The 12852-nt window shown below is 70.6% G+C and carries 13 protein-coding genes; 5 read left to right on the top strand and 8 right to left on the bottom strand.

The annotated features are described in order from the left end of the window. Positions 1-6: 6 nt before the first annotated feature. The gene (locus tag C8K30_RS03660) at positions 7-531 is read right to left on the bottom strand and encodes a type IV toxin-antitoxin system AbiEi family antitoxin domain-containing protein (protein ID WP_233256950.1); all 525 of its coding nucleotides are present in this window, start codon (positions 529-531) and stop codon (positions 7-9) included. Positions 532-890: 359 nt separating this feature from the next. Next, entirely contained in the window at positions 891-1889 is a 999-nt protein-coding gene (locus C8K30_RS03655) for an alpha/beta fold hydrolase (protein WP_108491484.1), read from the bottom strand. Positions 1890-2000: 111 nt separating this feature from the next. On the opposite strand from C8K30_RS03655, the gene C8K30_RS03650 reads away from it, so the two are divergent. Continuing rightward, positions 2001-2597 (top strand): TetR/AcrR family transcriptional regulator, encoded by a 597-nt coding sequence (locus C8K30_RS03650; protein ID WP_108491483.1) that lies wholly within the window; start codon positions 2001-2003, stop codon positions 2595-2597. A 12-nt stretch (positions 2598-2609) separates the two neighbouring features. On the opposite strand, the gene C8K30_RS03645 is transcribed toward C8K30_RS03650, so the two are convergent. Further along, positions 2610-2909 carry a hypothetical protein gene (locus C8K30_RS03645; protein ID WP_108491482.1) on the bottom strand — a complete coding sequence of 100 codons (300 nt, stop codon included), beginning with the start codon at positions 2907-2909 and terminating at the stop codon, positions 2610-2612. Further along, positions 2906-3091, bottom strand: a complete 186-nt coding sequence (locus tag C8K30_RS03640; RefSeq protein WP_108491481.1) for a hypothetical protein — start codon at positions 3089-3091, stop codon at positions 2906-2908. Before C8K30_RS03640 ends, C8K30_RS03645 begins: the two co-directional genes overlap by 4 nt. 132 nt (positions 3092-3223) lie before the next feature. Here C8K30_RS03640 and trmB point away from each other — a divergent pair, with 132 nt between their 5' ends. The 3 genes from trmB (at position 3224) to C8K30_RS03625 (ending at position 6183) form a co-directional block, all read left to right on the top strand. After that, positions 3224-4003 carry a tRNA (guanosine(46)-N7)-methyltransferase TrmB gene (gene trmB, locus C8K30_RS03635; RefSeq protein WP_108491480.1) on the top strand — a complete coding sequence of 260 codons (780 nt, stop codon included), beginning with the start codon at positions 3224-3226 and terminating at the stop codon, positions 4001-4003. 195 nt (positions 4004-4198) lie between these two features. Next, the gene (locus C8K30_RS03630; protein WP_108491479.1) at positions 4199-4537 is read left to right on the top strand and encodes a DUF485 domain-containing protein; all 339 of its coding nucleotides are present in this window, start codon (positions 4199-4201) and stop codon (positions 4535-4537) included. Beyond that, complete coding sequence (locus C8K30_RS03625; RefSeq protein WP_108491478.1) at positions 4534-6183, top strand: cation acetate symporter; 1650 nt, start codon at positions 4534-4536, stop codon at positions 6181-6183. The genes C8K30_RS03630 and C8K30_RS03625 overlap by 4 nt, the downstream gene beginning before the upstream one ends. Before the next feature lie 90 nt (positions 6184-6273). On the opposite strand, the gene C8K30_RS03620 is transcribed toward C8K30_RS03625, so the two are convergent. Then, positions 6274-8601 carry an FdhF/YdeP family oxidoreductase gene (locus C8K30_RS03620; RefSeq protein WP_108491477.1) on the bottom strand — a complete coding sequence of 776 codons (2328 nt, stop codon included), beginning with the start codon at positions 8599-8601 and terminating at the stop codon, positions 6274-6276. A 76-nt stretch (positions 8602-8677) separates the two neighbouring features. On the opposite strand from C8K30_RS03620, the gene fdhD reads away from it, so the two are divergent. Beyond that, positions 8678-9577 (top strand): formate dehydrogenase accessory sulfurtransferase FdhD, encoded by a 900-nt coding sequence (gene fdhD / locus C8K30_RS03615; protein WP_233256949.1) that lies wholly within the window; start codon positions 8678-8680, stop codon positions 9575-9577. A gap of 228 nt (positions 9578-9805) precedes the next feature. Here fdhD and C8K30_RS30905 read toward each other — a convergent pair whose 3' ends face one another. The 3 genes from C8K30_RS30905 to C8K30_RS03605 all read right to left on the bottom strand — a co-directional run bounded on the left by C8K30_RS30905 (position 9806) and on the right by C8K30_RS03605 (position 12812). Further along, positions 9806-9952 (bottom strand): hypothetical protein, encoded by a 147-nt coding sequence (locus tag C8K30_RS30905; protein WP_165919678.1) that lies wholly within the window; start codon positions 9950-9952, stop codon positions 9806-9808. Positions 9953-9954: 2 nt separating this feature from the next. After that, positions 9955-11346 carry an OFA family MFS transporter gene (locus C8K30_RS03610; protein ID WP_199230361.1) on the bottom strand — a complete coding sequence of 464 codons (1392 nt, stop codon included), beginning with the start codon at positions 11344-11346 and terminating at the stop codon, positions 9955-9957. Between the two features lie 146 nt (positions 11347-11492). Continuing rightward, positions 11493-12812: a serpin family protein gene (locus tag C8K30_RS03605; RefSeq protein WP_108491475.1), complete on the bottom strand. Its 1320-nt coding sequence runs from the start codon at positions 12810-12812 to the stop codon at positions 11493-11495. Between the last annotated feature and the right edge of the window lie 40 nt (positions 12813-12852).

Here is a 12852-nt window from a genome sequence, read left to right as displayed (position 1 = left end):
GGGCGGTCACGCCCGTTCTTCCAGGCGGAGGGCCAGTGCCTTCTGGTCGATGTCGCCCAGGCGCCCGACTTCGAGACCGCGTTCCAGTGCCTGCCGGAGCAGGTAGGTCGGGACGCCGCTGTCGATGCACTGCCGGATCGCAGTAGGCAGCGTGACTGTCGGAATCTCGTCCCACCAGCCGATTTCATCGTCGGCGAGGTCCTCGTGGTGGACGGTGTACAGGTCGCCGCCGGAGCGGCGGATGCGCCGGGCTCGCGGGACTGTGAGGTGCACGCGATCAGGGTTGATGTCGCTCACCTCGTACGCGGCGAGCGCCGTGTCGTGGCTCAGGCATGCTCCGGGGTCGCCCGCCCAGAGCACGGCCTGCATGTAGGGCGCATTAGCGCCGGCCGGAAACCTGGGGAAGCGATAGACCGCGGTGGCGACCCGTTGGATCTTCTTCCGACGGGCGAGCATCGTGACGGCGTCCTTGCTGATACCGAGGTTGCGGGCGTCGGACAGCGTGACGTAGCCATGCTGGTCGAGCGCCACGTCCCACAGCATGTCCTGTGCTTGCACCGTCCACCTCCGCGTCAAAATACTAACGGAAACGTTAGCATTTTGGCACCCGACGGGTCGGTGGTGCTGGTTGGCTATGTTGGTTCGAGCGGGCATGGATACGATCGTGGCGCAATAGCTCGGTATTGGCCTGCGATAATCGAAGTTGTTGCGTATAGGCAACAGGTCGGGCGATGGAGCGGCTGGCGGGGCGTTCTGACGGATACGGCTACGGGTGCAAAGGCGTTCGGGCGGCCGCTTCAAGGTCCGCCTCTACCAAGCGTCGTGCATGGATTCCCGCGATCGGAGCATGCCGGACGGTTTGGTAGAAGCGGACCTTCGTCGGAACCTGCCTACGGGTTTGCCGTCCAGAACGTCTCCAGCTCGGCGTCCAGGGCCGGGGCTACCTGCATCGGCAGGGAGTGCGTGGTGTTCGGCCAGATCTTGACCTGCGCGTCCGGGATCAGCTTCGCCTTCTCGGCCGCGGCCTCGCCGCCGGCCAGGGAGGTGTCGCTGGCGATCGCGACGTACACCGGCATCGGCAGGCCCTTCAGCTCGGCGTCGCTCAGGACGGCGGGGCTGGGCAGGGACGACGAGTCGAAGTGCCGGGAGCCCAGGGCGATCAGCCGGGCCAGCGGGTCGTCCGGGTCCACCTCCTCGGCATCGACGCCGCCGATCCGGTTCAGCCCGGCCTCGCGCCACGACTCCGGCAGGAACGGCAGCGACACGGGGATCGAGGCCAGGATGATCGGCAGCGGCATCATGCCCAGCGTGAAGACCGGCTCCAGCAGCGTGAGGCTGGCCAGGCGTTCCGGGTGACGCACCGCGACGGCAGCCGCCAGGCCGCCGCCCTGGGAGTGCCCAACCAGGTGGACCCGGTCGAGCTCCAGGCCGGTCATGGCCTCGTCGACCCAACGGGCCGAGTCCGCCATACCGGTCATCGGGGCGGCCTGCACGGACAGTCCGGTGTCGCCGAGGGTGTCGAACGCGTACACGGTGCGGTGCTCGATGTAGTCGGGCAGGTTGTCGCCCCACATCGGCACGGCGGCCGACCGGCCGGGCAGCAGCACCACCGGGGTGGCGTCCTGGTTCTGCTCGTTGATCCAGGCGTAGGCACGGACCGTGCCGAAGCTCGTCTCGACGTCGTGCGTCTCGGTGGGCTCGGGCAGGCCCGCCAGCGCGGTCGCGTACGCGTCCTCGTACGCCTGACGGCCGTCGACGGTGCGGAAGTGGCCGACGCCGGGGCCGCCGGCCGCGACGAGCAGGACCAGGCCGCTGGTCGATACCGCCGCCACGATCGCCAGCAGGACGACGGGCCAGCGGCGGCGCTTTCCGGTGGGGTTCTTGCTCATGGGTTCCTCTCGGGGTGGTTCGAGGGCCAGGCGCGGTGACCGGGCGACGTTTAGCAATACGATCGCATCGTAACAGGTTCCGATGCGATCGTATTGCTATAGCCTGTGCTCATGCCGAGGATCGTCGACCACGAAGAGCGCCGGGCCGAGATAGTCCTCGCGCTCTGGCTGGTGATCGCCGAGCACGGCATCGAGGGTGTGAGCCTGCGCCAGGTGGCCGCAGCGGCCGGCGTCTCGATGGGGCGGATCCAGCACTACTTCGGCACCAAGGAAGCCCTCGTGCTGGCAGGGTGCAACGCGCTGGTCGACAACGCCTACGCCGGCTACCAGGAGACCGCGGACGCCACGCCCCGCGACCGGCTGCTGCACGTCGTGAGCCAGCAGATCCCGGAGAACGACGCCGGCCGCATCGGCGTCAGCGTCTGGTACGCCTACGTGGCCAAGTCGATCAACCACCCCGCCGTCCGGCAGGTGCTGGCCGAGGCCCGGCGGGGCGCGGAGGACGAGTGCGCCCGGCTGATCCGCGCCGGCCGTTCGGACCAGGGCGCGGGTGACGAGGCCGACGGCGGCGCGTGCGACCCGGCGGCCCTGGAGCAGGCCCGGCGGCTGCTCGCCCTGGCCGATGGTCTGACCCTGCGCGTCCTGGTCGGGGACCTGGAGCCAGCCGAGGCCTTGGCCACACTCCAGGCCGAGGTCGACCACGTGTGACCGCCTGAAGGGTCAGTCCGAGCGGTCGGGGTCGCCGAGAAGGTCCCGGAAGAGCTCATCGGACCGCTGCGCGACCTCGACGTCTCGCGTCACCCGATCGCTCGGCGTCGTCCGGTCGTCCCGGCCGCGTTGCTCGCCCCAGGCGCCGTCGGTGAGCAGCCCACGCCGGATCCACCCGAGGACAAGCTCCGAGCCGTCGACGCCGCGCCGGGCCTCGGTCGCGATCAGCCTCGCGACGTCGGCGTCGGACAGCTCGACGACGATCCGGCGGCCGTCGAGCTCGACCCGCGAGCAGGAACCGCGGTCGGTCACGGGACCTCGGTGCAAACGTCGACGTTCATGGACCGGAGGATCTCGTCCGTACGTGACTCGAAGGTCGGGTCGCCGCTGGACGCGCGAGGGAAGTCGACGGGCTCTCCCCATTGGGGGCGGTCCAGATCATCCTCGCGTCCGGCGCCGTCGTCCGGATCAGTGATGGGTGCGATGGCGAGCATGCTCACCTCCTGAGGCAGCTGGTGTTCGGGGCGTCTGATCCCAGCCTGCCGCGAGCGCCCTTCGGCATGCGCGGCGAACCATGAATCCGTGCGGATACGCAACGCCGGGCCCCGACCTCGTACGCTCTTCCCGTGAGCCAGCCCGTTCCTTCGCAGCCCGACGCCGCCGACCGGCCCGACCTCCTGGGGTTCCGGACCAAGCCGGTGTCGTTCGTGCGCCGGTCCGGTCGGCTCACGGACAAGCAGAAGCGGATGTGGGCCGAGCGCCACGGTTTCTACCTGATCGACGTGCCCCGGGCGGTCGCGCGGACCTCCGTGGACCCTGAGTTCGTGCTGGACGCGGAGGCCGTCTTCGGGCGCAAGGCTCCGCTCGTCGTCGAGATCGGCTCGGGCCTGGGGGACGCCGTCGTCGAGGCCGCCTCGTCCGATCCCGAGCGCGACTACCTCGCCGTCGAGGTGTACCAGCCCGGGCTCGCGCACACGATCGCGCGCGCGGAGCGCGCCGGCGCGGCCCTGGGGCAGGACGGGCTGCGGAACCTGCGGCTCGTGCAGGCCAACGCGGCCGAGCTGCTCGAGACGACCCTTCCCGCCGGGTCCGTGGACGAGCTCTGGGTCTTCTTCCCCGACCCGTGGCACAAGGCGCGGCACCACAAGCGCCGCCTGGTCACCGCGGAGTTCGCGGCGCTCGCGGCGCGCGTGCTGCGGACCGGCGGGACGCTGCGCCTCGCGACCGACTGGGCCGAGTACGCCGAGCAGATGATCGAGGTCATGGAGGCGGACGAGGACCTCTCCAACGCGCACGGCCCGGGGCGCCTGGCTCCGCGGTTCGAGGGGCGCGTGCCCACGGGGTTCGAGCGCAAGGCGCACACTGCCGGGCGGGCTGTCGCGGACCTGGCGTACGTCCGGCGCTGACGATGTGCTGACCAGCCGGTTCCTGGATCGGGCGGGGGAGGCACGTCGGATTTGTAACGACTTGGTCAAGTCCGTAAACCCGCCGTCAGATCTGTTTGCCCCCAGCATGTGAGGTGCGGCACATTGGGCCCCGGGTGCGAAATGCGCACCGGGCCGCGAGCAGAGCGCGCGCCCCCATGAGCCAATGGAGGCGTCATGAGTGACGTACAGGCATCAGAGCCTGCTGAAACCGATTACCAACGCGTTGAGAGATCTGACGAGTTCCAGAGTCTCCGCAGGGCCTTTCGGAACTTCGTCTTCCCGATGACCGCGCTGTTCCTCGTCTGGTACTTCCTGTACGCGCTCATGAGCACGTACGCGCACGAGTTCATGAGCATCCGGGTGGCCGGGAACATCACGGTCGGCCTGGTCTTCGGGCTGCTGCAGTTCGTGTCCACGTTCGTGATCACCACGCTCTACGCGCGGTGGGCGAACAACAAGTTCGACGCCCGGGCGCAGGCCCTGCGCGAGGAGATCGAGGGGGGCCAGCTGTGAACGAGGTCGTCAAGGCAGCCGAGGCCACGAACGTCGGTAACACCGCGATCAACATCGGCATCTTCGCGGCGTTCGTGCTGGTCACCCTCATCGTTGTCTTCCGGGTCTCCCGGCAGAACAAGAGCGCGGCGGACTTCTACGCCGGCGGCCGCAACTTCACGGGCACGCAGAACGGCACGGCGATCGCCGGCGACTACCTGTCCGCCGCGAGCTTCCTCGGCATCGCGGGCGCCATCGCCATCAACGGGTACGACGGCTTCCTGTACTCGATCGGCTTTCTCGTGGCCTGGCTCGTCGCGCTGCTGCTGGTCGCGGAGCTGCTCCGGAACACGGGCAAGTTCACGATGGCCGACGTGCTGTCGTTCCGGCTGAAGCAGCGGCCGATCCGGCTGGCCGCGGCACTCTCCACGCTCGCCGTCGTGTTCTTCTACCTGCTGGCCCAGATGGCCGGCGCGGGCGGGCTCGTCGCGCTCCTGCTCGGCATCACCGACAAGGCCGGCCAGGGCCTGGTCATCGCCGTTGTCGGTGCCCTGATGATCCTGTACGTGCTGGTGGGCGGCATGAAGGGCACCACGTGGGTGCAGATCATCAAGGCGACGCTGCTCATCCTGGGCGCCGGCGCCATGACGATCTGGGTGCTCGCGCGCTTCGGCTTCAACCTCTCCGCCGTCATGCAGGAGGCCGTGAACATGGCCGGCGAGAAGGGCGACGCCATCCTCGAACCGGGCCTGCAGTACGGCGCGACCGCCCTGTCGCAGCTCGACTTCCTCTCCCTCGCGCTGGCCTTGGTGCTCGGCACCGCGGGCCTCCCGCACGTGCTGACGCGCTTCTACACGGTCCCGTCGGCCAAGGAGGCCCGGAAGTCCGTGGTCGTCGCGATCTGGCTGATCGGCATCTTCTACTTGTTCACCCTGGTGCTCGGGTACGGCGCAGGGGCGCTGGTCGGACCCGAGACGATCCTCGCGGCACCCGGCGGGCAGAACTCGGCGGCGCCGTTGCTCGCGTTCGAGCTGGGCGGCGAGATCCTGCTCGGCATCATCGCGGCGGTCGCGTTCGCGACGATCCTCGCCGTGGTGGCGGGCCTGACGATCACGGCGGCGACGAGCTTCGCGCACGACATCTACGCCTCGATCATCAAGAAGGGGCAGGTCGCCCCGGACGGCGAGGTCCGGGTGGCCCGCTGGACGGTGGTCGTGATCGGCATCATCGCGATCATCGGCGGGATCTTCGCCAACGGGCAGAACATCGCGTTCCTCGTGGCCCTGGCGTTCTGCGTCGCGGCGTCGGCGAACCTGCCGACGATCATCTACTCGCTGTTCTGGAAGCGGTTCAACACGTCCGGCGCGCTGTGGAGCATCTACGGCGGCCTGATCTCGACGGTCGTCCTGATCGTCTTCTCGCCGGTCGTCTCCGGGAAGCCGGCCGACCCGGTCACCGGGCTCAGCAAGTCGATGATCAGCAACCCGGCCATCGACTTCCACTGGTTCCCGCTCGACAACCCGGGCATCGTGACCATCCCGCTCGCGTTCGTGCTCGGCATCGTCGGCACCTACCTGAGCAAGGAGCGGTCGCACCCGGAGAAGTACGCCGAGATGGAGGTCCGCTCCCTCACGGGCGCGGGCGCCGAGAAGGCGGTCACGCACTGACGGCCTGAACGTGTCCGACGGCGGCCGTGGTCACCTTCCTCGTGAAGGTGACCACGGCCGCCGTCGTGCAGGGACGACGGGACGCGCCGCTCAGGGCTGCGGTGCGGCCAGGCGGATTACCACCGACTTCGACGCCGGGGTGTTGCTGCCCTCGGCCGTGTGGTCCAGGGGGACCAGCACGTTGGTCTCGGGGAAGTAGGCGGCGGCGCACCCCCGCGCCGTCGGGAAGGCGATGACGCGGAACCCCGAGGCGCGGCGTTCCTCCGTGCCGCCGTCCTGCACGGACCACTCGCTGACCAGGTCCACCGTCTCGCCGTCGGCGAACCCGAGGGCCGTCAGGTCCTCGGGGTTGACGAACACGACGCGCCTGCCGCCCTTCACGCCGCGGTACCGGTCGTCGAGGCCGTAGACGGTGGTGTTGAACTGGTCGTGCGAGCGGACCGTCTGGAGCAGCAGGCGGCCCTCCGGCACCCGCACGATCTCGAGCTCGTTCACCGTGAAGTTGGCCTTGCCGGTGAGCGTCGGGAAAACGCGGGCGTCGCGCGGCGGGTGGGGCAGGACGAACCCGCCGGGCTCGGCGACCCGTCGCTCGAAGTCCTCGAAGCCCGGGATCACGCGCGAGATCGAGTCGCGGATGCGCGCGTAGTCGTCGGCGAACTCCTCCCACGGCGTCGGGTCCTCCGGGCCGAGGGCCCGGCGGGCCAGGTCGCAGAGAAGCGCGGTCTCGCTGCGCAGATGGGCCGACGCCGGGTCCAGCCGCCCACGCGACGTGTGCACCACGCTCATGGAGTCCTCGACGGTGACGACCTGCTCGCGCCCGCCCGTCAGGTCCCGCTCGGTGCGGCCGAGGCACGGCAGGACCAGGGACCGCTTCCCGGGCAGGACGTGCGAGCGGTTCAGCTTGGTCGAGACGTGCACCGTGAGCGGGACCTCGCCCAGCGCGGCCTCGGTGACGGCGCTGTCCGGGGTGGCCGCGGCGAAGTTGCCGCCCACCGCCATGAACACCTTGAGGTGCCCGTCGCGCAGGGCCCGGACGGTGTCGACGACGTCGTACCCGTGGGCGCGCGGCGGCTCGAAGTCGAACTCCGCGGCGAGCGCGTCGAGGAACGGCGCGCCGGGCCGTTCCCAGATGCCCATGGTGCGGTCGCCCTGCACGTTGCTGTGCCCGCGCACCGGGCACGCGCCAGCGCCCGGGCGGCCGACGTTCCCGCGCAGCAGGAGGAAGCTCACCACCTCGCGGATGGTCGCCACTGCCTGCTTGTGCTGGGTCAGGCCCATCGCCCAGCAGACGATGACGTTCTCGGCGGCCTTGACGTCGTCGACGAAGGCCTCGATCTCCGACCAGTCCAGGCCCGTCGCCAGCTCGATGTCGGACTGCTTCACGGCTCGCCAGGACGCCGCGGCCGCATTGAAACCGGACGTGTGCTCGCGGATGAAGTCGTGGTCCAGGACCGGCGGGTGCCCGGCGGTGCGGGCGTCGTCGTCGGCCTCTACCAGCAGGCGGTTCACGGCCTGGAACAGGGCCAGGTCGCCGGCGAGGCGGACCTGGAGGAACCGGTCGGCGAGCTTTGTGCCCTGGCCCACGACGCCGCGCACGCGCTGCGGGTTCTTGAAGGTCTGCAGCCCGGCCTCGGGCAGGGGGTTGATCGCCACGATCCGGGCCCCGCGGTCCTTGGCCTCCTCCAGCGCGGTGAGCATGCGCGGGTGGTTGGTCCCGGGATTCTGGCCGACGACGACGATCAGGTCGGCGTGGTCGGTGATGTCCTGGAGGGACACGCTGCCCTTGCCGATGCCCAGCGTCTCCGTCAGCGCCGTGCCGGACGACTCGTGGCACATGTTCGAGCAGTCGGGCAGGTTGTTCGTGCCGAGCTTGCGCGCGAGGAGCTGGTAGACGAACGCCGCCTCGTTGCTGGTGCGGCCCGAGGTGTAGAACGCCGCCTGGTCCGGCGAGTCCAGCCCGCGGAGCTCGGTGGCGACCAGGTCGAGGGCCTCGTCCCAGGACACGGGCCGGTAGTGGTCGGCGCCCTCCTCGCGCAGCATCGGCTCGGTGAGCCGCCCGGACTTGCCCAGCCGGTGATCGGTCCAGGTCGCCAGCTCGGAGATCGGGTGCTCGGCGAAGAACGCGGCGTCGGCGCGCTTGCGGGTGGCCTCCTCGGCGACCGCCTTGGCGCCGTTCTCGCAGAACTCCGCGAGGTGCGGCTTGCCCGGCTCGGGCCAGGCGCAGCCGGGGCAGTCGAAACCGCGCTGCTGGTTGAGCAGGGGGAGCGTGCGCAGGCCGCGCGCGACGCCGGCCTCGTCGAAGACGTGGGCCAGGCCGTGGACGACGCCGGGCACGCCGGCGGCGCTGGTCTTCGGGGGGCCGATACGCAGGGTCTTCTCGGGGGCGTCGGTGCGGGCTTCGTCGCTCACGTCGGTCACATTGCCGACCCTACGCTCGATTCACCCGCGTGTGGAGGTATGACATATCGGTCCCCGGGGGTGCGAGACTGGCGGCATGGGAGTCGTCACCGACCGACGGCGCGTCGTCCGCGTCCGCGAGGGCGCACGCGCGGCGCGCCCGGACACGCTCGCCGTCGAGGAACCGCTCATGGTCCGGCTGGTCGGCCCGGGCGGGGCGTCGGGCGGCAGCCGGGTGGCGGCGCGCGGCATCGTGCCGGTGGGCGGCCCGACGGCGGGCTCCGCGGCGTCGGGCGGTGGCGCGGCGTCGGGCAGCGAGGCGCTGACCGTGACCATGCGCACGCCCGGCGACGACTTCGACCTCGTGGCCGGCTGGCTGGTCTCAGAGGGTTCGGTGGCCGCGCCGTCGGACATCGTGGGGATGCGGTTGTGCCCCGACGAGGACAACACCGTCGAGGTGGCGCTCGCGCGCGGCGTCGAGCCGCCGCGGCAGCGGGCCTTCGCGACGACGAGCGCCTGCGGGGTGTGCGGGTCGGACACGGTGGTGGAGGTGCGGGCCGGGCTGCGGTGGCCGGTCAAGAGCGACCCGGTCACGGTGAGCACGGACGTGATCGCCGCCCTGCCCGACCTGCTGCGCGAGCGCCAGCGCGCCTTCGACCGGACGGGTGGCCTGCATGCCGCGGGCCTGTTCACGGCCGACGGCGAGCCGCTGTACGTGCGGGAGGACGTCGGCCGGCACAACGCCGTCGACAAGGTGGTCGGCGCGGCGCTGCGCGACGGCGTCCTGCCCGCTGCCGGGACGATCCTGCAGGTCAGCGGGCGGGCGTCGTTCGAGCTGGTGCAGAAGGCCGCGCGGGCCGGGATCCCGGTGCTGTCCGCGATCTCGGCGCCGTCGACGCTCGCGGTGGACCTGGCGGACGAGTGCGGCCTGACCCTGCTGGGCTTTGTGCGCGGCGACTCGATGAACGTCTACACACGGGCGGACCGGCTGATCTGACCCGAACCGCAAGTTGCCGGTGAACGCTCCCCCCGCCCATCCGCACGTTAAAAGTGGTCCCGGGTGTCGAACCGAAACGACACTCCGATGTCACCAAGTTTTTCGGCGTGTCGTTTCGGTTCGGCGGGAACGTGGGTGACCAACTTGCGGTTCGGCGGGGAGGTGGGTGACCAACTTGCGGTTCGGCGGGGGACGTGGGTGAGCAACTTGCGGTTGGGCGGGGGGCGGTTAGCCCGTGAAGAGTGGGATGACGCCCTTGATCGTCTGGAACAGGCCGTAGGCCAGCGGGACCGTTACGACCAGCCAGGTGACGACGAGGCGCGGGACCTGGTTCCCGACCTGGTCCGGGGTCTGCCCCTGCGACTGCTCTTGCATGGTCACACCTTTCCTTCGGCGAACGCGTCCGCGTGGCCCTGCGCTTCGTGGAACCGCGCCGCCACTGGCCGGACCAGGATGTTGGCGACGAAGCCGACCGCGAGCACGCCCACCATGGTGAACAGCGCGGGCCGGTAGTCGGCGGCGACCAGCTCGCCCGGCGTCCCCTGGGCGTCGAGGAAGCCGTTGATGATCAGCGGCCCGGCGATGCCCGCCGCCGACCACGCGGTGAGCAGCCGGCCGTGGATGGCACCCACCTGGAAGGTGCCGAACAGGTCGCGCAGGTAGGCGGGGATGGTGGCGAAGCCGCCGCCGTAGAACGACAGGATGACGGCGGCGACGAGCACGAAGATGATCGTGGACACGTGGCCCACGGTGGCCAGCAGCACGTACAGGATCATCCCGACGCCCAGGTACATGATGTAGGTCGGCTTGCGGCCGATGTAGTCCGACGTCGACGACCACACGAAGCGTCCCGCCATGTTGAACAGGGACAGGAACGCGACGAACCCGGCCGCCGTCGTCGGCGCGACCGAGGACGTGCCGCCGTCGCGGAAGAAGTCCTGGATCATCGGCGCGGCCTGCTCCAGGATGCCGATGCCCGCCGTCACGTTGCAGAACAGGACCGTCCACAGGAACCAGAACTGCGGGGTCCTGATGGCGTTCGCCGCGGAGACGTTCGCCGCCGACACCATCGGCTTGGCCGCGACCGCACCGGCGTCGAAACCCGCGGGCGCCCAGCCTGGCGGCGGGACCTTCACGGTGAACACGCCGAGCATCATCACCAGGAAGTACGCGATGCCCAGGGTCACGAACAGCGAGGTGACGGCGCTGCCGGAGGCCACGGAGGTGGGGTCCGAGGGGTCGTACCCGCTGTCGTAGGCCGCCATGAGCTGCCGCGACAGGGGCGAGGCGACGAGCGCGCCGCCGCCGAACCCCATGATCGCCATGCCGGTGGCCAGGCCGGGCCGGTCCGGGAACCACTTGATCAGCGTGGAGACCGGCGAGATGTAGCCGATGCCGAGCCCGATCCCGCCGATGAAGCCGTACCCGAGGTAGACCAGCCACAGCTGCGACGTCGCGATGCCGAGCGCACCGATGAGGAACCCGGAGGCCCAGAAGCAGGCGGAGGTGAACATGGCGGCGCGAGGTCCGGCGCGCTCGACCCACGTGCCCATCACGGCGGCCGAGAGGCCGAGCATGACGATAGCGATGGAGAAGATGACGCCGATCGCGGTGAGGCTCGAGTCGAAGTGGGCGACCAGCGCGTTCTTGTACACGCTGGTGGCGTACGCCTGGCCGATGCACAGATGGATGGCGAGCGCAGCGGGCGGGATGAGCCACCTGCTGTAACCGGGCTTGGCCACCGTGTGCTCGCGGTCGAGGAACGACAGCGCCATGAAGCACCCCCTCGTGCTCAGGGGATCAACCACACAAAAGTATGGTTTAACCCATTTTGGTGCGCACGCTACTGGCGCTGGATGCCCGGGTCAATGGCCGACGGCGCACTGCGCGCCGTCGGCCGTCGACCCAGGTCCGGTCAGTGCTGCGGGCTGCGCACGGCCGCCAGGAACACGGGGAGGTTCGTCTCGGTGTGGGCGATCCGCAGCAGGTACGGGCGGTCGACGTACATCCGGATCGCGGGGTCCGTGGGTACCTGGGCGCTGCTCTCGGCGGCGCCGATCTCGGTGACGGCGGCCGCGACGGTGCCCGCCTCGTCCAGGCTCAGGTAGGCCTGCTGGAACGCCTGGCTCACCGCCAGGTCCTGGGTAATGCTGATGCCGGACAGGTCCGGTGCCTCGTACAGGCCGCCCAGGCCGGCCTCCTCCAGCGCCGGGGCCAGGTCCAGGACGGGCGGCTCCAGCTCCAGGGTCGGCATGGCGAGGTCGACGAGCCGCGGCGACTCGGCGTCGAGGGCCTCGGTGAGGGCGGTCAGGGTCTTGGGCGCGATCGTCGCCGGGTCGGTGCCGATCGGCGGCAGGAGCACGTCGGCGTGGAACGCCTCGGCGTAGGGGAGCCGGACGGCCGCCCACCCGCCGTCCTCCGCGTAGGCCCAGCTCTCCGCGGCGTGCAGCATCTCGGTGGGTGCGGTGCCGTCGGGCCCGGTGAAGTCCTGGTCGCTGGTGGAGTGCTCCTCGAAGGGGGTCTGCCAGCGGGCCGCGAGCAGGATGGCGTTCTGCAGCACCAGGCGCAGGTCCGGGTCGGGCTCGATCGCCGACTTCTCGATCAGGCCGCCCGTGTTGTGGTTCACCCAGGCGTCCAGCACCTTCTTGCCCTCGGGGCTGCCCAGGTCGGTGCGCTGCACGCCGGCGTCGAACGCGGAGGCGAGCGCATCGAGGTAGCCCTGCTCGACGTCGAGCTGGTCGTCCAGCACCGCCTGGTTCGCCAGGTGCAGCACCGGGCTGTCCGGCAGCTCGTCGTCCTGCGCGACGCCGGGGTCGCCGTCGTGCTCCGCGAGCGCGCCCGCCAGGGCGTTGTAGGCGGAGGTGCGATCCTCGCCCGACGCGCCGAGCGCGGCGTCCAGGGACGTGGCGGTCTCGCCGTTTGCGCCCTCGGCGAGCAGGGCCAGGGCAAAGGCCAGGGACGCGGGGGAGACCAGGGCGTTGTCGTCCGGCTCCTCGGTCGCGCGCAGCGCGAGCAGACCCAGCTCCTCGGTCGCGGCGACGGCGTCGGGGCTCGCGGTCGCGTCGGCCGGAGTGATGACCACCCGCTCCGCGTCCGACTGCTCCAGGCCCTCGTCGGCGGCGGGACCGCACGCGGCCAGGGCGAGGACGGCGGTCGCGACCACTGCTGTGGGTGCGATCGCGCGGCGGTGGGCGGGGCACGGGGTGGGGCGAGCGGCTCGGCGGCGACGCTGCACGGCTTCCTCCTGGTGGCGACTGTGCGGTTCGACCTGTTTG

The organism is Promicromonospora sp. AC04, from assembly GCF_003058225.1.
Taxonomy (GTDB): domain Bacteria; phylum Actinomycetota; class Actinomycetes; order Actinomycetales; family Cellulomonadaceae; genus Promicromonospora.
The sequence above is the reverse complement of the archived record's forward strand: the minus strand, read 5'-3'. Positions and strand labels throughout refer to the sequence as shown.

Coding starts and splice junctions, on each gene's coding strand:
- C8K30_RS03655 (WP_108491484.1), bottom strand. CDS start 1,889: ATGAGCAAGAACCCCACCGGAAAGCGCCGCCGCTGGCCCGTCGTCCTG.
- C8K30_RS03650 (WP_108491483.1), top strand. CDS start 2,001: ATGCCGAGGATCGTCGACCACGAAGAGCGCCGGGCCGAGATAGTCCTC.
- C8K30_RS03640 (WP_108491481.1), bottom strand. CDS start 3,091: ATGCTCGCCATCGCACCCATCACTGATCCGGACGACGGCGCCGGACGC.
- C8K30_RS03630 (WP_108491479.1), top strand. CDS start 4,199: ATGAGTGACGTACAGGCATCAGAGCCTGCTGAAACCGATTACCAACGC.
- fdhD (WP_233256949.1), top strand. CDS start 8,678: ATGGGAGTCGTCACCGACCGACGGCGCGTCGTCCGCGTCCGCGAGGGC.
- C8K30_RS30905 (WP_165919678.1), bottom strand. CDS start 9,952: ATGCAAGAGCAGTCGCAGGGGCAGACCCCGGACCAGGTCGGGAACCAG.